This is a genomic window from Streptomyces sp. NPDC058683 (assembly GCF_042716195.1).
Classification (GTDB): domain Bacteria; phylum Actinomycetota; class Actinomycetes; order Streptomycetales; family Streptomycetaceae; genus Streptomyces.
Window position 1 is genome coordinate 1 of the sequence record NZ_JBHXSK010000054.1, and the last position, 21,860, is coordinate 21,860.

General features: G+C 71.0%; 18 protein-coding genes. 9 read left to right on the plus strand and 9 right to left on the minus strand.

The window, feature by feature from the left end:
• Together ACFWXC_RS41995 and ACFWXC_RS42000 are read left to right on the plus strand one after the other, a co-directional pair.
• Nucleotides 1–338 (plus strand): hypothetical protein (locus tag ACFWXC_RS41995; RefSeq protein WP_384487565.1); only part of this gene is annotated, 338 nt, incomplete at its 5' end.
• Nucleotides 339–452: 114 nt separating this feature from the next.
• Nucleotides 453–1,553, plus strand: a complete 1,101-nt coding sequence (locus ACFWXC_RS42000; protein ID WP_384487567.1) for a calcium:proton antiporter — start codon at nt 453–455, stop codon at nt 1,551–1,553.
• A gap of 7 nt (nt 1,554–1,560) precedes the next feature.
• Here the strand turns inward: ACFWXC_RS42000 and ACFWXC_RS42005 are convergent, their stop codons facing one another.
• Nucleotides 1,561–2,832, minus strand: a complete 1,272-nt coding sequence (locus tag ACFWXC_RS42005) for an MFS transporter (RefSeq protein WP_384487569.1) — start codon at nt 2,830–2,832, stop codon at nt 1,561–1,563.
• Nucleotides 2,833–3,004: 172 nt separating this feature from the next.
• Here ACFWXC_RS42005 and aroQ point away from each other — a divergent pair, with 172 nt between their 5' ends.
• Nucleotides 3,005–3,478 (plus strand): type II 3-dehydroquinate dehydratase, encoded by a 474-nt coding sequence (gene aroQ / locus ACFWXC_RS42010; protein WP_384487571.1) that lies wholly within the window; start codon nt 3,005–3,007, stop codon nt 3,476–3,478.
• 4 nt (nt 3,479–3,482) lie between these two features.
• On the opposite strand, the gene ACFWXC_RS42015 is transcribed toward aroQ, so the two are convergent.
• The 5 genes from ACFWXC_RS42015 to ACFWXC_RS42035 all read right to left on the minus strand — a co-directional run bounded on the left by ACFWXC_RS42015 (nt 3,483) and on the right by ACFWXC_RS42035 (nt 7,930).
• Complete coding sequence (locus ACFWXC_RS42015) at nt 3,483–4,235, minus strand: amino acid ABC transporter ATP-binding protein (RefSeq protein ID WP_384487573.1); 753 nt, start codon at nt 4,233–4,235, stop codon at nt 3,483–3,485.
• Nucleotides 4,232–5,152: an amino acid ABC transporter permease gene (locus tag ACFWXC_RS42020; protein ID WP_384487575.1), complete on the minus strand. Its 921-nt coding sequence runs from the start codon at nt 5,150–5,152 to the stop codon at nt 4,232–4,234. The genes ACFWXC_RS42015 and ACFWXC_RS42020 overlap by 4 nt, the downstream gene beginning before the upstream one ends.
• Nucleotides 5,149–6,033, minus strand: a complete 885-nt coding sequence (locus ACFWXC_RS42025; protein WP_384487577.1) for an ABC transporter substrate-binding protein — start codon at nt 6,031–6,033, stop codon at nt 5,149–5,151. The genes ACFWXC_RS42020 and ACFWXC_RS42025 overlap by 4 nt, the downstream gene beginning before the upstream one ends.
• A 506-nt stretch (nt 6,034–6,539) precedes the next feature.
• Nucleotides 6,540–7,196 (minus strand): MBL fold metallo-hydrolase, encoded by a 657-nt coding sequence (locus ACFWXC_RS42030; RefSeq protein WP_384487579.1) that lies wholly within the window; start codon nt 7,194–7,196, stop codon nt 6,540–6,542.
• Nucleotides 7,197–7,240: 44 nt separating this feature from the next.
• Entirely contained in the window at nt 7,241–7,930 is a 690-nt protein-coding gene (locus tag ACFWXC_RS42035) for a maleylpyruvate isomerase family mycothiol-dependent enzyme (protein WP_384487581.1), read from the minus strand.
• Nucleotides 7,931–8,154: 224 nt separating this feature from the next.
• Here ACFWXC_RS42035 and uvrA point away from each other — a divergent pair, with 224 nt between their 5' ends.
• Nucleotides 8,155–11,154 (plus strand): excinuclease ABC subunit UvrA, encoded by a 3,000-nt coding sequence (gene uvrA, locus ACFWXC_RS42040; RefSeq protein ID WP_384487583.1) that lies wholly within the window; start codon nt 8,155–8,157, stop codon nt 11,152–11,154.
• Between the two features lie 189 nt (nt 11,155–11,343).
• Here the strand turns inward: uvrA and ACFWXC_RS42045 are convergent, their stop codons facing one another.
• Both ACFWXC_RS42045 and ACFWXC_RS42050 read right to left on the minus strand, forming a co-directional pair.
• Nucleotides 11,344–12,255 (minus strand): carbohydrate kinase, encoded by a 912-nt coding sequence (locus ACFWXC_RS42045; protein ID WP_384487585.1) that lies wholly within the window; start codon nt 12,253–12,255, stop codon nt 11,344–11,346.
• Entirely contained in the window at nt 12,252–13,451 is a 1,200-nt protein-coding gene (locus tag ACFWXC_RS42050; RefSeq protein ID WP_384487587.1) for a LacI family DNA-binding transcriptional regulator, read from the minus strand. The genes ACFWXC_RS42045 and ACFWXC_RS42050 overlap by 4 nt, the downstream gene beginning before the upstream one ends.
• A 399-nt stretch (nt 13,452–13,850) precedes the next feature.
• On the opposite strand from ACFWXC_RS42050, the gene ACFWXC_RS42055 reads away from it, so the two are divergent.
• Nucleotides 13,851–14,282 carry a Rieske 2Fe-2S domain-containing protein gene (locus ACFWXC_RS42055; protein WP_384487589.1) on the plus strand — a complete coding sequence of 144 codons (432 nt, stop codon included), beginning with the start codon at nt 13,851–13,853 and terminating at the stop codon, nt 14,280–14,282.
• Nucleotides 14,283–14,308: 26 nt separating this feature from the next.
• Here the strand turns inward: ACFWXC_RS42055 and ACFWXC_RS42060 are convergent, their stop codons facing one another.
• Nucleotides 14,309–15,256 carry a hypothetical protein gene (locus tag ACFWXC_RS42060; protein WP_384487591.1) on the minus strand — a complete coding sequence of 316 codons (948 nt, stop codon included), beginning with the start codon at nt 15,254–15,256 and terminating at the stop codon, nt 14,309–14,311.
• A gap of 1,081 nt (nt 15,257–16,337) precedes the next feature.
• On the opposite strand from ACFWXC_RS42060, the gene uvrC reads away from it, so the two are divergent.
• The 4 genes from uvrC to whiA are packed head-to-tail and all read left to right on the plus strand — an operon-like array spanning nt 16,338 to nt 21,713.
• Complete coding sequence (uvrC, locus tag ACFWXC_RS42065; protein ID WP_384487592.1) at nt 16,338–18,614, plus strand: excinuclease ABC subunit UvrC; 2,277 nt, start codon at nt 16,338–16,340, stop codon at nt 18,612–18,614.
• Nucleotides 18,611–19,669 carry an RNase adapter RapZ gene (rapZ, locus tag ACFWXC_RS42070; protein ID WP_384487594.1) on the plus strand — a complete coding sequence of 353 codons (1,059 nt, stop codon included), beginning with the start codon at nt 18,611–18,613 and terminating at the stop codon, nt 19,667–19,669. The genes uvrC and rapZ overlap by 4 nt, the downstream gene beginning before the upstream one ends.
• Entirely contained in the window at nt 19,666–20,733 is a 1,068-nt protein-coding gene (gene yvcK, locus ACFWXC_RS42075) for a uridine diphosphate-N-acetylglucosamine-binding protein YvcK (protein WP_384487596.1), read from the plus strand. Before rapZ ends, yvcK begins: the two co-directional genes overlap by 4 nt.
• Nucleotides 20,724–21,713: a DNA-binding protein WhiA gene (whiA, locus tag ACFWXC_RS42080; RefSeq protein WP_089100932.1), complete on the plus strand. Its 990-nt coding sequence runs from the start codon at nt 20,724–20,726 to the stop codon at nt 21,711–21,713. The genes yvcK and whiA overlap by 10 nt, the downstream gene beginning before the upstream one ends.
• Nucleotides 21,714–21,860: the final 147 nt, after the last annotated feature.

Sequence of the window (21,860 nt, forward strand, 5' to 3'; positions counted from 1 at the left end):
GGCCGGGGACGCTCCGCCACCCGGTGGAGGCAACAGTGACATTCGTCCAGATCATCGACTTCGAGACCGACCGCATCGACGAGATGAGGGCCCTCGCGGACGAGATGGGCAACCAACTCGCCGGCGGTGAGAACAGCCCGACGCGCCGACTGATCCTCAGGGACCGGAGCCGGCCAGGCCACTACCTGGGCGTGATCGAGTTCAACTCCTACGAGGAGGCCATGCGCAACAGCGACGACCCCGAGACAAGCAAGTTCGCCGAGCGGATGGCCGCCCTGTGCAACCGCCCGCCGACCTTCACCGACTGCGACGTCGTGGACATGACCGACTTCACGTAACCGTTCGACCGACCGCACCCGTACGACCCGAGGGCCATGCCGTGCCGGCGGCGGGCCCTCGGAGCCCGAAAGGACCGGAATGCGGACCCCGTACGCCTCTGCCACCATCGCTGCATGATCACTCGGCTCAGGTCGCTCACCACTCAGTGGACGTTCCTCGTGCCGGTGCTCGCGGTCGTCCTGCTCCTGTTCACCTGGGGCCGTGATCTGCCCGGCGCGGTCGTCGCGCTGGTGACCGTGGTTCTCGCCGGATCCGTCCTCGCCGCCGTCCACCATGCCGAGGTCATCGCCCACCGGGTCGGGGAACCCTTCGGCTCCCTGGTCCTCGCCATCGCCGTCACGATCATCGAGGTCGCCCTGATCGTCACCCTCATGGTCGACGGTGGCGACAAGAGTTCCACCCTGGCCCGGGACACCGTCTTCGCCGCCGTGATGATCACCTGCAACGGCATCGTCGGCCTCTGTCTCCTCGTCGCCTCCCTGCGCCACGGCACCGCGGTCTTCAACCCCGAGGGCACCGGCGCCGCTCTCGCGACCGTGGCCACCCTGGCCACGCTCAGCCTGGTTCTGCCGACCTTCACCACCAGCAGACCGGGCCCGGAGTTCTCCGGCGTCCAGCTGACCTTCGCGGCCCTGTCCTCACTGATCCTCTACGGCCTGTTCGTCGCGACCCAGACCGTGCGGCACCGCGACTACTTTCTGCCGGTCACCCGGCAGGGGGAGGTGATCGACGGCGCCGACCACGCCGAGGCCCCCTCCGCGCGCACCGCCTCGATCAGCCTCGGCCTGCTGGGCCTCGCCCTCGTCGGCGTCGTCGGACTGGCCAAGGGTGTGTCGCCGACGATCGAGTCCGGTGTGGAGGCGGCCGGACTGCACCAAGCCGTCGTCGGTGTGATCATCGCCCTGCTGGTGCTGCTCCCCGAGACCATCGCCGCCCTGCGCTCCGCCCGCCGCGACCGTGTGCAGACCAGCCTCAACCTCGCGCTCGGCTCGGCCATGGCCAGCATCGGCCTGACCATTCCCGCCGTCGCCCTCGCCTCCATCTGGCTCTCCGGCCCGCTGGTCCTCGGTCTCGGCGCCACCCACATGCTGCTGCTCGCGCTCACCGTGGTGGTCAGCTCTCTCACGGTCGTGCCGGGCCGGGCCACACCGCTCCAGGGCGGCGTCCACCTGGTGCTGTTCGCCGCCTACCTGGAGCTGGCGATCAACCCCTAGATCGCGGTCACCCGGTGACCGGCTCGGCCGCCGCCACCGGCACCGGGCGCGTCTCCGGCAGCAGCGCGAAGCAGCCGAGGCTCAGCAGTGCGATCGCCGTGAGGTACGCCCCCACAGCCCACGGCACGCGCCCGCTGTGCTCGGCCAGTGCCGTCGCCGCGATCGGCGTGAGCGCGCCCCCGAGGACCCCGCCGAGGTTGTAGCCGACGGCGGCGCCGGTGCAGCGCACCCGGGGCTCGTACAGCTCCGGCAGATAGGCGGCGATCACCGAGAACATGGTGATGAAGGAGACCAGCGCGCCCGTGAACCCGAGGAACATCAGCAGGGGCTCACCGGTCGCCAGCAGCGCGACCATCGGGAACATCCACAGCGCCGAGGCCGTGCACCCCGCCAGGCACAGCGGCCGCCGCCCGTAGCGATCGCCGAGCAGGGCCATGACCGGCGTGAGCGAGCCCTTCACCACCACGGCGGCCATGATGCAGACGAGCATGACGGTACGGCTCACCCCGAGCCGGTCCGTCCCGTACGCCAGCGCCCAGGTGGTCACCGCGTAGAACACCGCGTACCCGACCGCGAGCGCCCCCGCCGTCAGCAGCACCAGCCGCCAGTGATGCCGTACGACCTCGGCGATCGGTACGCGCGCGTGGTCGTCGAGCTCCAGGAACCGGGGGCTCTCGGCGAGCGACGAACGCAGCCACAGCCCGCTCAGCGCCAGCGCCCCGGCCGCCCAGAACGGCACCCGCCAGCCCCACTGCGCGAACTCGGCTTCGGACAGCGACGCGGACAGGGCCAGCATCACGCCGTTGGCGAGCAGAAAGCCGACGGCCGGGCCGATCTGCGGAAAGCTCGACCACAGGGCGCGCCGCCCGGGGGGCGCGTGCTCCGCGGTCAGCAGCACCGCCCCGCCCCACTCACCGCCGAGCCCCAGCCCCTGCAGAAAACGCAGCAGGAGAAGCAGCAGGGGAGCGGCAACGCCGATCCTGTCGTACGACGGCACGAACCCGACCGCGACCGTCGAGGCGCCGGTCAGCAGCAGGGACGCGACCAGGACCGGACGCCGGCCGCGCCGGTCCCCGATGTGCCCGAACAGCACCGAGCCCAGCGGCCGGGCCACGAACCCCACGCCGAACGTCCCGAACGCCGCCAGCGTCCCCGCGAGCGGCGAGAACGTCGGGAAGAACAGCGGCCCCAGGACCAGCGCCGCGGCCGTGCCGTAGACGAAGAAGTCGTAGAACTCGATGGCGGTCCCGGCGAGCGAGGCGGCCGCCAGCCGCATCATCGAGGGAACCTTTACGGTGCGTACATCGTGCATGTCGCGTCAACTACCCACGGTGACCGTCAGTTACGGGGGCGCACGGCGCCCTTCGCGGGCGCCTCGGCGCACCGTGATAAACCGGTCTGAGCCGCGGTCCGCCCAGGACCGCTCATCGTCCGAACGGACCGGAGGAAGCGTGCCCCGCACCCTGGCCAACGCCCCGATCATGATCCTCAACGGGCCGAACCTGAACCTGCTCGGCCAGCGTCAGCCCGAGATCTACGGCTCCGACACGCTCGCCGACATCGAGGCCCTGTGCGTCAAGGCGGCGGCCGCGCACGGCGGCACCGTGGACTTCCGCCAGTCCAACCACGAGGGTGAACTGGTCGACTGGATCCACGAGGCGCGCCTTGGCCACTGCGGGATCGTCATCAACCCGGGGGCCTACTCGCACACCTCGGTCGCGATCCTGGATGCCCTCAACACCTGTGACGGGATGCCGGTGTTGGAGGTCCACATCTCCAACATCCACCAGCGCGAGTCGTTCCGGCACCACTCCTATGTCTCCCTGCGTGCCGACGGCGTGATCGCCGGATGCGGTGTGCAGGGCTATGTGTTCGGCGTGGAGCGGGTGGCGGCGCTGGTCGGCGCCGCCACCGCCGACGCGTGACCCCTCAGAGCCGTCCGGCCTCCACGATCCGCCGCAGGAAGCGCCGGGTGCGTTCCTGCTGCGGGTCTTGGAACACCTGCTCGGCGGTGCCGCGTTCGAGTACGACGCCGCCGTCGAGGAAGCAGATCTGGTCGGCGACGTCCCGGGCGAAGCCCATCTCGTGCGTCGCCAGCACCATGGTCATGCCCTCGTCCTTCAGACCACGGACCACGGTGAGCACCTCGCCGACCAGCTCTGGGTCGAGGGCGGCGGTGATCTCGTCGAGCAGCAGCAGCCGGGGCCGCACCGCAAGGGCGCGCACGATCGCCACCCGTTGCTGCTGACCGCCGCTCAGCCGGTCGGGGTAGGCGCCCGCCTTGTCACCCAGGCCGAGGCGCTCGAGCAGCTCCCTGGCCCGCTCCTCGGCTTCCGCGCGGGAGACGCCGTGCACCCGGCGCGGCGCCAGGGTGATGTTCTCCAGCACGGTCATGTGCGGGAAGAGGTTGTACGCCTGGAAGACCACGCCGATACGGCGGCGCACCGCGTCCTGGTCCGCGCGCGGGTCGGTGATCTCCTCGCCGTCCAGCCAGATCGCGCCGTCGTCGATCTCCTCAAGGAGGTTGGCACAGCGCAGCAGCGTCGACTTGCCGGATCCGGACGCGCCGATCAGCGCGGTCACCGTGTGCGGGGCGACCGCCAGGTCCACGTCCCGCAGGACCACCGAGTCGCCGAAGGTCTTGCGGACGGACTCCATGCGCAGGACAGGTGCGTCGCTCATATGGATCCTCCCTGGGCCCGCTGCCGGTCCATCCTGGCCGTCACCCAGTCCGTGAAACGGGTCATCGGGATGGTCAGCGCCACGAAGACCAGCCCGGCGACGATGTACGGCGTGTAGTTGAGGCTGCGGCCCACGATGATGTCCGCCGCGCGTACGGCGTCGATCGCACCGCCGATCGACACGAGTCCGGTGTCCTTCTGGAGCGACACCAGGTCGTTCAGCAGCGGTGGCACCTGACGCCGTACCGCCTGCGGAAGCACGACGTGGCGCAGGGCCTGCCGGTTGGTCAGGCCGAGCGAGCGGGCCGCCGCGCGCTGCGAGGGGTGGACCGACTCGATGCCGGCGCGGAACACCTCGGCGACATACGCGGAGTACGTCAGCGTCAGCGCCGTACCACCCAGCAGTACCGGATCGACCGTCACACCCTGGAGCCGCAGCGCCGGGACGCCCAGGACCACGATCATCAGGTTGATGATCAGCGGCAGCCCGCGGAAGAAGTCGGTGTACGCCGCCGCGAGCGCCCGCAGCGGGAAGAACACCGGCCCGCGCAGCGTGCGCGCGATGGCGATCAGCATGCCGAGGACCAGTACGGCGGCACCGCAGACGACCAGCAGCCGGACGTTCAGCCACAGCCCTTCGAGGACCTTCGGAAACGCCTCGCGCGCGTACTGCCCGTTGAAGAACGTCTCCTTGGTACGCGGCCAGCCGGGCGCGCTGACGACGACCAGATAGAGCACGGCCGCCGTGACCAGCGTCGAGAGCGCGGCGATCGCGGTGGCACGGCGGGCCCGGGTACGCCGGTAGCGCTCCCGCTCCAGCCGCCGTCCGGACGGGGTGTAGCCGTCGTCCCCGCGCTCGGACATGTCACTCGCGCCGTCCGCGTCCTCCCGTCCTGCCCCGTCCTTTGTGACGGTCACTTGAGCACCGGGGCGTCGACGGCGTCGGAGAGCCACTGCTGCTCGATCTTCGCCAGGGTGCCGTCCTTGCGCAGCGCGTCGACGGCGTTCGTGACGCACGAGGTGAGCGCGCTGCCCTTGTCGAGGACCAGGCCGAACTGCTCGGGCGTACCGCCCTGGTTCTCGAACTGGCCCACGATCTTCGCGTCGGTCACCTCGGCCGAGGTGATGTAGAAGGCGGTCGGCAGGTCGACCACGATCGCGTCCACCTGGCCGTTCTTCAACGCCGACTTGGCCTGGTCGTTCTTGGCGTACACGGCGGGCTGCGGCGACGGCTTCACCACGTCGGTGATGTAGTCGAGGCTGGTGGTGCCGACCTGGGCGCCCAGCTTCAGCCCCTTCAGATCCGCGATGGTGGTCGCCTTCGCGGCCTTGCTGCCCTTCAGCGCGATGACCGCCTGGCGCACGTCGTAGTAACCCGACGAGAAGTCCACGGCCTTCTTGCGCTCGGCGCTGATGGACACCTGGTTGATGTCGAAGTCGAAGGTCTTCACCCCGGGCGCGAACGCCTTGTTGAACGGCACGCTCTGCCAGACGACCGCACTCTTGTCGTACCCCAGCTGCTTCGCCACGGCGTACGCGACCGCCGACTCGAAGCCCTCGCCGTTGGCTGGCTTGTCGTCCTTGAACCAGGGCTCGTACGCCGGTTCGTCCGTCGCGATCGTCAGCTTGCCGGACGTCTGTGTGGCCAACTTGCCCTTGGCGCAGGTGGTTCCGGCCGACGAGGAGGTACCGCCCGAGGCCTTGTCGTCCGGCTGCGGAGCACAGCCGACAGCGGTGGCGAGCAGGGCTATGGTGGCGGCGGCGACAGCGCGGCGCAGTGCGCTCGGGGCAGGGTGCATGGCGGGAGAGTGACAGCGGAGGCCGCGTTTGTCCAGGTCAAGAGCGTATTTGTCCGCATACTGGGAACCGGTGTTGCGGTCTTGTGAACGTTGCCTGCTGCGGGTTGCGAGGTGGTCACGCCGGGGCCGCCGGTCGAGGGCGGGGAATGGTGACCGGCGGCCCGTACCGCGCAGGAGCCGTCATCCTGTGCGGGGCTGTCACCAGTTGACCGCGCAACGACGCGCGCGGGGAGCGTGCGCTGGACTCCGGCGCGTGCGAACCGTTCACACGGGGCGCGCGAGGAGTCCGCGCGGGGCGTGTGACGTCGTGCGCGCGGGGCGCGGGTGAAGGGGTGCGCGCCGGGCGCGAGTTGAGAACCGTGCGCCGGGTGAACCGAGGCTCGCGCGCCGGGCCGCGCGCTCGCTCGCCCGGCCCACCCGGACGGCTCGCGCCCATGGCGCGCGTGCGCCTGGCGTTCACCACGCGCGCGAGCGCCCGTGCTCACCACCCGCACGCGCCTCCGCACTCACCACCCGCGCGCGTGCCACTCCGGCAGGTGCGGACGCTCGGTGCCCAGAGTGGTGTCGTTGCCGTGTCCCGGGTACACCCAGGTCTCGTCCGGCAGCACGTCGAAGATCTTGGTCTCGACGTCGCGGATCAGGCTGGCGAAGGCCTTCGGGTCCTTGCGCGTGTTGCCGACCCCGCCGGGGAAGAGACAGTCCCCGGTGAAGACGTGCGGATGGCCGTGCGGGTCGTCGTAGACCAGGGCGATGGAGCCGGGGGTGTGGCCGACCAGGTGCCGGGCGGTCAGTTCGACCTGGCCGACCCGGATGACGTCGCCGTCGTCGACGGCGACGTCGGTGGTGACCGGGATGCCGGAGGCGTCCTCGCGGCCCGCGTACGTTCGTGCGCCGGTGGTGGCGACGACCTCGGCCAGCGCCTGCCAGTGGTCGCCGTGCTGGTGCGTGGTGACGACGGACGCGATGCCGTCGTCACCGATCATGCCGAGGAGTGTCTCCGCGTCGTTGGCCGCGTCGATCAGCAGTTGCTCGTCCGTGGCGCGGCAGCGCAGCAGATAGGCGTTGTTGTCCATGGGCCCGACCGCGATCTTGGTGATCATCAGGTCCTTGAGCTCGTGCACGTCCGCCGGTCCGCCGACCGTCACCTCTCCGCTGTACGTCATGGCGGTCAGCCTATAGCGGGGAGTGGCCGGCGGGGTGCCGTGCGCTACAGCGGAGGAAGCGCGGGCAGGGTGCCGCCGTGCACCGTCAGCGCCGCGCCGTCACGGCGGCCGGCGAGCCAGCCCAGCAGATCCGCGGCGCTTCCCTCCACGCCGACCGGGCCTCCCGCGGCACCGCCGCCCGTCGTCCAGACGCGGCCGTCTTCGCTGCGCAACCCGGTCGAGGGGACGTCCCGGTGGCCCCCGAAGCGCTCCGCCAGAAAGTCGATCTCCCGTTCCGTGAACTCCTTCGGGAGGTCCTCCAGCTCGTACCCGATCCCCAGGTCGACATGGTGCAGCTCGACCTCGACCCAGCGCCGGAACGGCACCCGTGCCGCCGCGTCGGTGACCCCGTTGCGCAGTTCCACGGTGCGCGTCCAGTCCGCGGGCTCCGCTCCGCGGGCCCGGAACCGCGCGTCGCTCTCGCGCAGGTCGGTGAGCTGAACGTCGAGCGGGCGCGGGGCGTCCCGCTCGATGTCGGTGTCCCGGGCCTCGCCGGAGACGTACATGGGACGTCCTTCGAGGACGTTCGTGAGCGCGTCCGCGTTGCGGGCGAGGTGGGCCAGGATGTGGCCGACCGTCCAGTCGGGCAGCCGTGACGGTCGCGCTACGGACGCGTTGTCCAGTTTGGCGACTGCGGTGAGGAGCCGGTCCGTCGCTTCCCGTACAGACGCCAGGTCATGAGCGTGATCAATCATGAGGCTGACAGTAGCCCCGCCACACCTTCGGGTGAAGGTTTCGCGCTAGGTCCGTAAATCGAATGCACGTGCTATATCGTCGGTGGCGGCGTCGGGCATGCTGGATGGTCCGGGATTGTTTACGCATCCAGGAATCCGACCGGCGTTGTCAGTGGCTCCCCCTAGTCTGAAGAAGCACGGGGCCCTGCCCCTGTCACTTCTCTCAAGAAAGGTGCGGACCGGCTGTGGCCGACCGTCTCATCGTCCGTGGCGCGCGCGAGCACAATCTGAAGAATGTCTCGCTCGACCTGCCTCGTGACTCGCTCATCGTCTTCACGGGGCTGTCCGGGTCGGGCAAGTCCTCCCTGGCCTTCGACACGATCTTCGCCGAGGGTCAGCGTCGGTACGTGGAGTCGCTCTCCTCGTACGCCCGCCAGTTCCTCGGGCAGATGGACAAGCCGGATGTGGACTTCATCGAGGGTCTGTCCCCGGCGGTGTCCATCGATCAGAAGTCGACCTCGCGCAACCCGCGCTCGACGGTCGGCACCATCACCGAGGTCTACGACTACCTGCGTCTGCTCTTCGCGCGCATCGGCAAGCCGCACTGCCCCGAGTGCGGCCGTCCGATCTCCCGCCAGTCGCCGCAGGCCATCGTGGACAAGGTCCTGGAGCTGCCGGAGGGGAGCCGCTTCCAGGTGCTGTCGCCGCTGGTGCGCGAGCGCAAGGGCGAGTTCGTCGACCTCTTCGCCGACCTCCAGACCAAGGGTTACTCCCGCGCGCGCGTGGACGGCGAGACCGTCCAGCTCTCCGAGCCGCCGACGCTGAAGAAGCAGGAGAAGCACACCATCGAGGTGGTCGTCGACCGTCTCACGGTGAAGGACACCGCCAAGCGCCGCCTCACGGACTCCGTGGAGACCGCGCTCGGCCTGTCCGGCGGCATGGTCGTGCTCGACTTCGTCGACCTCCCCGAGGACGACCCCGAGCGCGAGCGCATGTACTCGGAGCACCTGTACTGCCCGTACGACGACCTGTCCTTCGAGGAGCTGGAGCCCCGCTCCTTCTCCTTCAACTCGCCCTTCGGCGCCTGCCCCGAGTGCACCGGCATCGGCACGCGCATGGAGGTCGACCCGGAGCTGATCGTCCCGGACGAGGACAAGTCCCTCGACGAGGGCGCCATCCACCCCTGGTCGCACGGGCACACCAAGGACTACTTCGGCCGTCTGATCGGCGCCCTCGCGGACGCGCTGGGCTTCCGCACCGACATCCCCTTCGCCGGCCTGCCGCAGCGCGCCAGGAAGGCCCTGCTCTACGGCCACAAGACGCAGATCGAGGTCCGCTACCGCAACCGTTACGGCCGCGAGCGCGTGTACACCACGCCCTTCGAGGGCGCGGTGCCCTTCGTCAAGCGCCGGCACAGCGAGGCCGAGAGCGACGCCAGCCGCGAGCGCTTCGAGGGCTATATGCGCGAGGTGCCCTGCCCGACCTGTCAGGGCACGCGCCTGAAGCCGATCGTCCTCGCGGTCACGATCATGGACAAGTCGATCGCCGAGGTCTCGGCGATGTCCATCAGCGACTGCGCGGAGTTCCTGGGCGAGCTCAAGCTCAACGCCCGCGACAAGAAGATCGCCGAGCGCGTGCTGAAGGAGGTCAACGAGCGTCTGCGGTTCCTGGTCGACGTCGGCCTGGACTACCTCTCGCTGAACCGCGCGGCCGGCACCCTCTCCGGCGGCGAGGCCCAGCGCATCCGCCTGGCCACGCAGATCGGCTCCGGTCTCGTCGGCGTCCTGTACGTCCTGGACGAGCCGTCGATCGGCCTGCACCAGCGTGACAACCACCGGCTGATCGAGACCCTGGTCCGGCTCCGCGACATGGGCAACACGCTCATCGTCGTCGAGCACGACGAGGACACCATCAAGGTCGCCGACTGGGTCGTCGACATCGGCCCCGGCGCCGGCGAGCACGGCGGCAAGGTCGTGCACAGCGGCTCCCTCAAGGAACTGCTCGCCAACGAGGAGTCGCAGACCGGCCAGTACCTGTCCGGCAAGAGGTCGATCCCGCTGCCCGACATCCGCCGCCCGCAGGACCCGTCCCGCCGGCTCACGGTGCACGGCGCCCGCGAGAACAACCTCCAGGACATCGACGTGTCCTTCCCGCTGGGCGTGTTCACGGCCGTCACGGGCGTGTCCGGCTCCGGCAAGTCGACGCTGGTCAACGACATCCTGTACACGCACCTGGCCCGTGAGCTGAACGGTGCGCGGAACGTCCCCGGCAGGCACACGCGCGTGGACGGCGACGACCTCGTCGACAAGGTCGTGCACGTCGACCAGTCGCCCATCGGCCGCACCCCGCGATCGAACCCGGCGACGTACACCGGTGTCTTCGACCACGTCCGCAAGCTGTTCGCGGAGACCACCGAGGCGAAGGTCCGCGGCTACCTGCCGGGCCGCTTCTCCTTCAACGTCAAGGGCGGCCGCTGCGAGAACTGCGCGGGCGACGGCACCATCAAGATCGAGATGAACTTCCTCCCGGACGTCTACGTCCCGTGCGAGGTCTGCCACGGAGCCCGGTACAACCGGGAGACGCTGGAGGTCCACTACAAGGGCAAGTCCATCGCCGAGGTCCTGAACATGCCCATCGAAGAAGCCATGAACTTCTTCGAGGCCGTCCCGGCGATCAACCGCCACCTCTCGACGCTGAACGACGTCGGTCTCGGCTACGTCCGCCTCGGCCAGTCCGCGACCACGCTGTCCGGCGGTGAGGCGCAGCGCGTGAAGCTCGCCAGCGAGCTGCAGAAGCGCTCCACCGGGCGCACGGTCTACGTCCTGGACGAGCCGACCACCGGTCTGCACTTCGAGGACATCAGCAAGCTGCTGAAGGTCCTCGCCGGCCTCGTGGACAAGGGCAACACGGTCATCGTCATCGAGCACAACCTCGATGTGATCAAGACCGCGGACTGGGTCGTCGACATGGGCCCGGAAGGCGGTGCCGGCGGCGGTCTCGTCGTCGCGGAAGGCACGCCCGAGGAGGTCGCCGCCGTCCCGGCCAGCCACACTGGCAAGTTCCTGCGCGAGGTCCTCGGCGCCGACCGCATCAGCGACGCCAGCTCGGTGAAGGCGCCGCGCAAGACGGCGGCGAAGAAGACGGCGACCGTCACGACCGCCAACAACACGGCCACGAAGAAGGCGGCCGGGGCCACGAGGAAGACGACGCCCGCGAAGAAGACGACGCGGGCCCGCAAGGCCTGAGGCCCCCGGGCAACCGGATCGGACAAATCCAGAAAAGTGCGGTGCCCCCGGGGAACTTCCCGCGGGGCACCGCTCGTTCCACCATCAGCCGCCCGATCCCCGCGGCGACGAAGAACCTTGACTCATCAACAGCGGAATCAGTGGAATCAGCTGGTAGCGACGAATCGGCGACGGAGAGCCGAACGTCCCTTACAGCGCCCCGAGTTCGGAGGCGTACGGCGGCTCCGCACCCGCCCGGGAGCAGGTGATCGCGGCTGCCCGCGCCGCGAATCGCAGCAGCCTCGTCCAGCCGTCGGCGCCCAGTCCCGCGAGCGCCTCGGCGGACAGGGCGTCCTGGGCGGCAAGCCCATGCAGCAGAGCCGCGTTCACGGTGTCGCCGGCGCCGATCGTGTCCACGACGTCGACCTCCTCACCCGGGACGGCGTACACGGTGCCGTCGGGGGTGAAGGCGCTGAGACCGTCACCGCCGTGGGTGATCACCACTGCGGAGGGGCCCGACGCCAGCCATTCGCGCGGGGTGCCGCCCAGCCACAGCGCGTCCTCCTCCGAGAGCTTGAGGAGAGTCACCGAGGGCAGCCAGCTCTTGAAGCGCGCCCGGTAGGCGTCCGGGTCCGTGATCAGACCTGCCCGGATGTTCGGGTCGAGGGCGGTGAACAGGCCCTGCCCGGCCGCACCGCGCATCAGCTCCTCGTAGGCGCTCGCCCCCGGTTCCAGGACGAGCGAGAGCGTGCCGAAGGAGACGGCACGGGTCGCGGCGGGAAGGCCGGCGGGGGCGGTGAACAGGCGGTCGGCGGTGCCGTCGACATAGAAGGAGTAGGAGGCCGAGCCCTGCGCGTCGATCGTGGCGGCCGCGAGGGTGGTCGGTTCCGTGCCGCGCTCCACGAGGGAGACATCGACACCCGCGCGCCGCAGCCCGTCCAGCAGGGCCTCGCCGAAGGCGTCGTACGAGGTGCGGGAACAGAACGCGGTGGGGGAGCCGAGGCGGCCGAGGGCCACGGCCGTGTTGTACGGGCCGCCGCCGAGCGCCGGCTGCAGGGGTGCCAGGGCGCCCGTGCCCTGCGGTACCAGGTCGATCAGTGCCTCACCGGCGACGACGATCACGAGAGGGTTCCTTCCTCGGGGGACTCGGATTGCTGGTGGCGTCCGGACGGCCCGGACCGTCCGGACCGCGGGACCTGCCGGGAGCGTGCGGACCGCGGGACCTGCCGGGAGCGTGCGGACCGCGGACGCGACTCCGCCGACCAGGGCGACCGGGCCTGCGCCGCCGCCCCGCCCTCTTCCTCCTCCTGGCAGCCGCACGACGTCCGGTGCACGAAGGTGCACGGAAGCCGTACGGTCCTGGCGGGCCGGTCGGGTACGGCCAGCCGTTCGAGGAGCACCCGGACCGCCTCGGCGCCGATCTCTCTGCTGGGCTGGGCGACGGCGGTGAGGCGAGGCGAGAACAGATCGGCCCAGGCAAAGTCGTCGAAGCAGCACAGGGCGATGTCGTCCGGCACGGAGAAGCCGTGTGCGCGCAGGGCGCGCAGCGCGCCGATGGTCATCGCGTTGTTGGCAGTGACGAGCGCCGTGGGCGGCACGGTGAGCGACATCAGGGTCGTGGTGGCCCGCTCGGCTCCGGCGGACTCGGAGTGGCCGGGGACGACCAGACCCTCGTCGAGGGGCAGCCCGGCGGTGGCGAGCCCCTGCCGGTAGCCGGTGATCCGTTCGCCGGTGGTGCTGAGCCCGGGCAGCCCCGCAACCAGGCCGATCCGGCGATGACCGAGACCGGCGAGGTGGGTGACGAGCCGGGCCGTCGGCTCGGTGTTCTCGGCGCAGACCTGGTCGAAGCGCGGGGTGGCGTCCGTGCCGACATCGATCACCCGGTCGAGGAGGACGGTCGGCACGGCGTGCCGGTCGAGGTAGGCGAGGAGTGCGCGAGGCTCGGCGGAGGGGGCGACGATCATGCCGTCGACGCGGCGCTCGTGCAGAAGCTGGACGACCTTGCGTTCGTGCTCGGGGTCGTCGTGCGGATCGGCGATGAGCAGGCTGTAGCCGTGTTCCAGGGCAGCGGCCTCGACGCCCTGGAGGATCTCCGTGAAGTAGGGGTTGGTGATCGCCGACACCGCGAGCCCGATGGAGCGGGTGCGGGAGGTCACCAGGGAGCGGGCGAGGGTGTTGGGCGTGTAGCCCAGTTCCTCGATGGCGTCGAGCACCGCCTGACGGGTGTGGGGCAGCACCGGACGCGTCTCGTTCAGCACATGGGAGACGGTCGCCACGGAGACACCGGCACTTCGGGCGACGTCGGCCATGGTGGGCACGGGGCTCTCCTCCTTCGCGTCCCGCCCTTGGGCAAGGCTCTTCCGTTCCCTCGCGGGTTGCCTCGGGCCTTGGGCCCCGGCCGGGAAGCTACCCCATCCGGAACCGTCGCGTAAACGCTTGCGTAAGCGTTTACGTCAGATCGGGTGAACTGCCCCCGGTCATGTTCTCGCCTCCTCCGCCCGGTCCGTCGACTGCGCTGGTCCACCCGCCCTCAGCCCTCACCAGCCTCTACCCGCGTCCGCCGTCGGCCCGTTTGCCCCCACCGCTCCACCGCTCCACCGCCCCCCGCGCCCCCGACCCACCCCGAAGCGGGATGATCCGCCCAGGTATCGTCGCTCTGCTCTACCACCACCGCCCCTGCTCTGCCCTGCCGCGCCTCGCCCCGCCTGGAGCCCCTCATGCACGCCGCCCGCCCCTCCGCCAGCCGCCGTACCGTCCTGCGTGGGGCCGCGGTCACACCGGTCGCCGGGCTCGGGCTGGCCGCCTGTTCGGCTCCCGGCGGCGGAGCCCCGGCGGACGCGACGCCGACCGCACCGGTCGACCTCGGGGCCGAGGGCGAGGTCACCAAGGGCGGCGCGAAGCTCTACCGGGAGCACAACGTCGTCGTCAGCCGCTCCGCCGACGGCGCGCTGAAGGCGTACAGCACGATCTGCACACACGCGGGGTGCCCGATCAACAAACTCCAGGGCACGACACTGGTCTGCCCCTGCCACGGCAGTGAGTTCGACGCGGTCACCGGAAAGGTGGTCCGGTCGCCGGCCACCGAGCCGTTGAACGAGCTGCCGGTCAAGGCCGCGAACGGGCGGATCGTGGCGGGGCCGGGCGCCTGATCCCTGGGGACCGGTTCAGCGCCGGGTCATTCCCAGTCCCAGCCGATCCCGAGAAGGCCTGGCCGTACCCGGGGCTCGACCAGGTGCACGGAGCGGTGCAGTCCGCTCAGCGGGAGAGCCTGCCGGCCGCTGCGCGGGGCCGCCGCGGAGTGCTGGGCGAACCGGTGGCAGCGCGTCGGCAGCGCGTCGGCGGTGAAACGCACCTGGAGGGTGTACTGGCCGCCGGGAAAGCCGAAGTCACGGACGTACTCGCGGGAGACACCGGCCGTGCCGTCCTCCACGGCGTAGCGGAAGAGAAAGGTGTCGCCGGAGCGCAGGCGGGTGCCGAAGAGGAGTTCGGCGACGAGCAGGCCGGTCTCCGGGTCCGAACGGGTGCGTCCGGTGCGGCAGTTCTCCAGGGCGCGCACGGTCATGTGCTGCGGGGCGCAGCCGGGGTCGCCGTGGTGGACGGCCACGAAGCGGTCGACGCCGTCCCGGTGGGCGCGCACGATGTGCTGCGATTCACGGGCGGTCAGTTCGCGGTGGGCGCCGATCCGCACGCGCTCGTGGTGTCCAAGGGTGTGCAGACCGCCGTCGAGCGACCAGTCGAGCTCGGCCTGCAGACGGTCCAGGACGTCGGAGGCCTCGACCAGCGAGCGGTAGGAGCGGGCGGCGGGGCGGCGTACGGCAGGGCCCTGGTCGGTATCGGCGAGCAGCCGGATCAAGGACTCCTCGGGGAGCTGGAGTATCTCCTCCAGCGCGCGCACGGCCCGCAGCGACTCCGGGCGCTGCGGGCGGCGGGCCCCCTGCTGCCAGTAACTCAGGCTGGTGACACCCACTTTGACCCCGTAGCGCGACAGATGGTGCTGCACGCGCTGGAGAGGCAGCCCGCGGGCGGCGATCGCGGCGCGCAGGGCCACATGGAAGGGGCCGCCGCGCAGGGCCGAGTCCAGTTCCGCGGTGGCGACGTCCGCGTGCTGTGTGCCGTGCCGCATGCAGAGGGGCCTTTCTCTTGGGGGGTTCACAACGGCTGGTCAGGCCGTTGGCGCGGGTCCGGGGCCACCCCGTCGGTGTCGGGGCGGCCGCACCTGGGTACGCCGCGTCCGCAGACCGCTGCTCACGGCCCCGAGTTCCCCCGCATTGAAGCGTGTTGACCAATCCCCGACAACACCTTCGGCCGGTCGAAGGCGCCCCACCTGGCCGAGGCGTGACCCCGTCGCCGGAAGGACGGTGCGGGGGAGAGGGCGCCGTGGCTGTCCGGGAGACCGAAGCCCGTTCGAGCGCAAGGCGCCGATTTGGGGAGGAAGCCGCGCAAGGTCCGTGCAAGGTCCGTTGCGATCGGCTCAGCGGTTCCGCGCCGGTCACGGGGCGGCCCCGCGTCGGCGGAGTGCCGGGACGGCTCACGATGCCACCGAGGTGGCCGATTCCGAGATCCGCCCGGCGCGGGCGGGCCGGCGGGCGGAGCCTGGCCGCGCCCGGAGCGCGGGGTTCTCGCGACGATGACGGAGAGCGGCACGGCGGGGCTGTACGGGGAGAGGGGCTGTGCGGCGAGGGGCAGCACGGCAGGGGGGCTGTGCGGCGAGGGGCAGCACGGCAGGGGGGCTGTGCGGCGGGGGCGTGGTGACAGGGCTGAGTGGTGACGGGGCTGCGCGGCCACCTCGGCATATGCCGCCGCCGGGTCCGCCGGGTCCGCCGGGTCCGCCGGGTCCGCCGGGTCCGCCGGGTTCACTGGGTTCATTGAGTCCACCGGGTCCGCTTGGCGCCGCTGGTCTCGCCCCGGGCCCCCGGCCGGTGCGCCGTCTCCTTTGCGCTCCAGGAGCCCCCTGCCCTGCCAGCCCACCATCTCCGGACGCGCCGATGCCCCCACCCTGTCGGTCGGCTTCCCCCAGATGCCCCGACGCCCCTCTGCCGGGCGCCCCCCCCGCATACCCCCGGACCCTCTCCGCTCAGCGCCCCGGGACACCCCGGGAGCCCTCTCCTTTCCGCAGCCCTGCTGGCTCCGCCGCCCCCGTCGGCCCCGCCGGGGTTGTCCACAGGCTCGTCGCGGTGTCGGTGTGCGCCAGTAGGGTGTGAGACATGGCCGACCCCTCCAGCTACCGCCCCAAGCCGGGACAGATCCCGGACTCTCCCGGGGTGTACAGGTTCCGTGACGAGCACCGCCGGGTGATCTACGTCGGAAAGGCGAAGAGCCTGCGCCAGCGCCTGGCGAACTACTTCCAGGACCTGACGAGCCTGCACCCCCGCACCCGGACGATGGTCACCACTGCCGCGTCCGTGGAGTGGACCGTGGTGTCCACGGAGGTCGAGGCGCTCCAGCTGGAGTACTCCTGGATCAAGGAGTACGACCCCCGGTTCAACGTCAAGTACCGCGACGACAAGAGCTACCCGTACCTCGCGGTGACGATGAACGAGGAGTTCCCGCGTGTCCAGGTGATGCGCGGTCACAAAAAGAAGGGCGTTCGCTACTTCGGGCCGTACGGCCACGCATGGGCGATCCGGGACACCGTCGACCTGCTGCTGCGCGTGTTCCCGGTGCGCACCTGCTCCGCCGGGGTGTTCAAGAACGCCACCCGCACCGGCCGCCCCTGCCTGCTCGGCTACATCGGCAAGTGCTCCGCCCCCTGCGTCGACCGGATCTCCCCGGAGGACCACCGAGAACTGGCCGAGGAGTTCTGCGACTTCATGGCCGGCCGCACCGGCACCTACCTCCGCCGTCTGGAGAAGCAGATGATGGAGGCCGCCGAGGAGATGGAGTACGAGCGGGCCGCCCGCCTGCGCGACGACATCGAGGCCCTGAAGAAGGCCATGGAGAAGAACGCGGTCGTGCTCGCCGACGCGACCGACGCTGACCTGATCGCCGTCGCCGAGGACGAGCTGGAGGCGGCCGTCCAGATCTTCCATGTGCGCGGCGGCCGCGTGCGCGGTCAGCGCGGCTGGGTGACGGACAAGGTGGAGGACGTCACCACCGGAGCGCTCGTCGAGCATGCCCTCCAGCAGCTCTACGGCGAGGAGAGCGGGGACGCCGTCCCCAAGGAGGTGCTGGTCCCGGCGCTGCCCGAGCCGGTCGAGCCGGTCCAGGAGTGGCTGACCGGCCGCCGCGGGTCGAACGTCTCGCTGCGCATTCCGCAGCGCGGCGACAAGAAGGCCCTGATGGAGACCGTGCAGCGCAATGCCCTGCAGGCGCTCGGCCTGCACAAGACGAAGCGCGCCTCCGACCTCACCACCCGCTCCCGGGCGCTGGAGGAGATCGCCGACGCCCTGGACCTGGACAGCGCCCCCCTGCGTATCGAGTGCTACGACATCTCGCACCTCCAGGGCGACGACGTCGTGGCCTCCATGGTCGTCTTCGAGGACGGCCTGCAGCGCAAGAGCGAGTACCGTCGCTTTCAGATCAAGGGCTTCGCCGGCCAGGACGACGTGCGCTCCATGCACGAGGTGATCACCCGCCGCTTCCGCCGCTACCTCGCCGAGAAGGAGAGGACCGGTGAGTGGGCGGAGGAGGACGGCACGCAAACGCCCCTCACGGACGTCGGTGCGCCCACCGACACCGATGCCCTCACGGCCTCCGACGCACCCACGGCCTCCGGTGGACCCATGACCTCCGACGCACCCACGGCCGTCGGTGCACTCACGGCCGTCGGTGCACTCACGGCCCCTGGCGCACCCACGGTCGCAGATATCCCCCCGGCCACCGCCACCGCCACCGCCACCGCCACCGCCACCGCCACCGACCCGGTCAACGGTTTCAAGGACGACGACGGCCGTCCCAGGAAGTTCGCCTACCCACCCCAGCTCGTGGTCGTCGACGGCGGCCAGCCGCAGGTCGCGGCGGCCAAGCGGGCGCTCGACGAGCTGGGTATCGACGACATCGCCGTCTGCGGCCTCGCCAAGCGCCTCGAAGAGGTCTGGCTGCCCGAGGACGACGACCCCGTGGTCCTGCCCCGCACCAGCGAGGGCCTCTACCTGCTCCAGCGCGTCCGTGACGAGGCGCACCGCTTCGCCATCACCTACCAGCGCACCAAGCGCGCCAAGCGCTTCCGCTCCGGCCCGCTGGACGACGTACCGGGCCTCGGCGAGACCCGCAAACAGGCGTTGATCAAGCATTTCGGCTCGGTGAAGAAGCTGCGGTCCGCCACAATCGAGCAGATCCAGGAGGTGCCCGGGATAGGCCGCAAGACGGCCGAGACCATCGCCGTGGCCCTCGCCCAGGCGGCCCCGGCCGCGCCTGCCGTGAACACGGCGACCGGAGAGATCATGGATGACAGGGAAGACGAGGCGCCCGAGACGACGGCGGACGCCTCGGGGGAGCCCGTACCCGCGGGTGCCCCGGACGATCGGGGGCAGGAGAGATGACCGAGCGCGACGCACAGCACACAGCCCGACGAGATCCGGCGTTCAGCGACACGCAGGGCGCGCCAAAGGAATCGCACAACGAGGCGGGCCAGGATCAGCCGCAGCAAGCGGAAGCGGAAGCGGAAGTGGAAGCGGGCCAGGAAAACGGAGCAGAAGTGAGTACGGATGCCACTCCGGCCGGGGCGCCCGAGGCCGCCATCCCCGAGCTGGTGATCATCTCGGGCATGTCGGGAGCGGGCCGGTCCACGGCGGCGAAGTGTCTGGAGGACCTCGGCTGGTTCGTCGTGGACAACCTCCCGCCGGCCCTCATCCCCACCATGGTCGAACTGGGCGCCCGCTCCCAGGGCAACGTGGCCCGGATCGCGGTCGTCGTCGACGTGCGCGGCCGGCGCTTCTTCGACAACCTGCGCGAGTCCCTCGCCGACCTCGACAGCCGGGGCGTCACCCGCCGGATCGTCTTCCTGGAGTCCTCGGACGACGCCCTGGTCCGCCGCTTCGAGTCGGTGCGCCGCCCGCACCCCCTCCAGGGCGACGGCCGGATCGTGGACGGCATCGCCGCCGAGCGCGAGCTGCTGCGCGAGCTGCGCGGCGACGCCGACCTGGTGATCGACACCTCCAGCCTCAACGTGCACGAGCTGCGCGCCAAGATGGACGCCCAGTTCGCCGGCGAGGAGGAGCCCGAGCTGCGGGCCACCGTGATGTCGTTCGGCTTCAAGTACGGCCTGCCGGTCGACGCCGACCTGGTCGCCGACATGCGGTTCCTGCCCAACCCGCACTGGGTGCCGGAGCTGCGCCCGTACACCGGCCTCAACGAGGAGGTGTCGGCGTACGTCTTCAACCAGCCGGGCGCCAAGGAGTTCCTCGACCGGTACGCCGAGCTGCTGCGGCTGATCGCGACCGGATACCGGCGCGAGGGCAAGCGCTATGTGACCATCGCCATCGGCTGCACGGGCGGCAAGCACCGCTCGGTCGCCGTGTCCGAGAAGCTCGCTGCCCGTCTGGCCGCCGAGGGAGTGGAGACCGTAGTCGTGCACCGGGACATGGGGCGCGAGTGACCGGACGCTCTCCACGGCTGAGCAGGCTGCGCCGGGTCGTGCCCGAGTCCCGCTCGGGCCGCCCCGTCGAGGCCCGCGGCGCCCGGCCGCGCCGGCGTGGTGCCCAGCCCAAGGTGGTCGCCCTGGGCGGCGGCATGGGCCTGTCCGCCTCGCTCGCCGCGCTGCGCCGGATCACCGGCGACCTCACCGCCGTCGTCACCGTGGCCGACGACGGCGGCTCCAGCGGGCGCCTCCGCGACGAACTCGGCGTGCTTCCTCCGGGTGATCTGCGCAAGGCCCTCGCCGCGCTGTGCGGTGACGACGACTGGGGCCAGACCTGGGCCCGGGTCATCCAGCACCGCTTCCAGTCCAAGGGCGACCTGCACGAGCACGCGGTCGGCAATCTGCTGATCGTCGCCCTGTGGGAACAGCTCGGCGACCACGTCCAGGCCCTGGACCTGGTCGGCAAGCTGCTCGGCGCGCACGGGCGGGTGCTGCCCATGTCCGCCGTGCCGCTGGAGCTCCAGGCCCTGGTCAAGGGGCACGACCCGGAGCGGCCGGAGGAGGTGGACATCGTCCGGGGGCAGGCCACGGTGGCGCTGACACCCGGCGAGGTGCAGTCCGTGCACCTGGTGCCGCACGACCCGCCGGCCGTGCCGGAGGCCGTCGCGGCGGTCCTGGACGCGGACTGGGTGGTGCTGGGCCCCGGGTCCTGGTTCTCGTCGGTGATCCCGCACCTGCTCGTGCCCGATCTCCTCGACGCGCTCACCGAGACCAAGGCCCGGAAGGTCCTGTCGCTGAACCTCGCACCGCAGCCGGGTGAAACCGAAGGCTTCTCCCCGCAGCGTCATTTGGAGGTTTTGGGCCGACACGCCCCTAAACTCGCCCTGGACGTGGTGCTGGCCGACGAGGCCGCCGTGCCCGACCGCGACTCGCTCACCGAAGCCGCCAAGTGGCTGGGAGCCGCGGTCGAGCTGGGCCCCGTGGCCCGGACCGACGGATCACCCCGGCATGATCCGGAGCTGTTGGCCGCCGCGTACGACCGTATTTTTCGGATGCATGGAAGGATCGGCCCATGGCGATGACGGCAGCGGTGAAGGACGAGATCTCCCGGCTACCCGTCACCCGGACCTGCTGCCGGAAGGCCGAGGTCTCCGCCATTCTGCGGTTCGCGGGCGGCCTCCACCTGGTGAGCGGGCGCATCGTGATCGAGGCGGAGCTGGACACGGCGATGGCGGCCCGGCGTCTCAAGCGGGACATCCTGGAGATCTTCGGCCACAGTTCCGAGCTGATCGTGATGGCACCCGGCGGGCTGCGCCGCGGTTCGAGGTACGTGGTGCGGGTGGTCGCGGGCGGTGACCAGCTGGCCCGCCAGACCGGACTGGTGGACGGCCGGGGCCGCCCGATCCGGGGCCTGCCCCCGCAGGTCGTCTCCGGGGCGACCTGTGACGCGGAGGCCGCCTGGCGCGGCGCATTCCTGGCACACGGCTCGCTGACCGAGCCCGGCCGCTCGTCCTCCCTGGAGGTGACCTGCCCCGGCCCGGAGGCCGCGCTCGCCCTGGTCGGGGCGGCTCGCCGGCTGTCCATCGCCGCGAAGGCCCGTGAGGTGCGCGGGGTGGACCGGGTGGTCGTCCGGGACGGTGACGCGATCGGCGCCCTGCTGACCCGCCTCGGCGCGCACGAGTCCGTGCTGGCCTGGGAGGAGCGCCGGATGCGCCGCGAGGTGCGGGCCACCGCGAACCGCCTCGCCAACTTCGACGACGCCAATCTGCGCCGCTCCGCGCGCGCGGCGGTCGCCGCCGGAGCAAGGGTCCAGCGTGCCCTGGAGATCCTCGCCGACGAGGTGCCCGAGCACCTCGCGGCGGCCGGGCGGCTGCGCATGGAGCACAAGCAGGCCTCCCTGGAGGAGCTGGGCGCGCTCGCCGACCCGCCGCTCACCAAGGACGCCGTCGCGGGCCGGATCCGCCGTCTGCTGGCGATGGCCGACAAGCGCGCGTCCGACCTGGGCATCCCGGGCACCGAGGCCAACCTCAGCGAGGAACTGGCCGACAACCTCGCAGGCTGAGGATCCGTCAGCGCACCGGTGCCGACGGCCAAGTGGTCGTCGGCACCGGCGTTTGCATCTCTTTTGAGCCACCGTGAGCTGTCCGTGAGGCGCCCTTGACTCGATCATGGAGTGTCATGAGCCTGGCAGAGGTTCGCCGCCGTGGCG

What these genes read in the sequence shown, in the direction of transcription:
- whiA (WP_089100932.1), top strand. Translation starts at nt 20,724, where the DNA reads ATGGCGATGACGGCAGCGGTGAAGGACGAGATCTCCCGGCTACCCGTC.
- ACFWXC_RS42055 (WP_384487589.1), top strand. Translation starts at nt 13,851, where the DNA reads ATGCACGCCGCCCGCCCCTCCGCCAGCCGCCGTACCGTCCTGCGTGGG.
- rapZ (WP_384487594.1), top strand. Translation starts at nt 18,611, where the DNA reads ATGACCGAGCGCGACGCACAGCACACAGCCCGACGAGATCCGGCGTTC.
- ACFWXC_RS42035 (WP_384487581.1), bottom strand. Translation starts at nt 7,930, where the DNA reads ATGATTGATCACGCTCATGACCTGGCGTCTGTACGGGAAGCGACGGAC.
- ACFWXC_RS42000 (WP_384487567.1), top strand. Translation starts at nt 453, where the DNA reads ATGATCACTCGGCTCAGGTCGCTCACCACTCAGTGGACGTTCCTCGTG.
- ACFWXC_RS42060 (WP_384487591.1), bottom strand. Translation starts at nt 15,256, where the DNA reads ATGCGGCACGGCACACAGCACGCGGACGTCGCCACCGCGGAACTGGAC.
- ACFWXC_RS42005 (WP_384487569.1), bottom strand. Translation starts at nt 2,832, where the DNA reads ATGATGCGGCTGGCGGCCGCCTCGCTCGCCGGGACCGCCATCGAGTTC.
- ACFWXC_RS42025 (WP_384487577.1), bottom strand. Translation starts at nt 6,033, where the DNA reads ATGCACCCTGCCCCGAGCGCACTGCGCCGCGCTGTCGCCGCCGCCACC.
- ACFWXC_RS42030 (WP_384487579.1), bottom strand. Translation starts at nt 7,196, where the DNA reads ATGACGTACAGCGGAGAGGTGACGGTCGGCGGACCGGCGGACGTGCAC.
- ACFWXC_RS42015 (WP_384487573.1), bottom strand. Translation starts at nt 4,235, where the DNA reads ATGAGCGACGCACCTGTCCTGCGCATGGAGTCCGTCCGCAAGACCTTC.
- uvrC (WP_384487592.1), top strand. Translation starts at nt 16,338, where the DNA reads ATGGCCGACCCCTCCAGCTACCGCCCCAAGCCGGGACAGATCCCGGAC.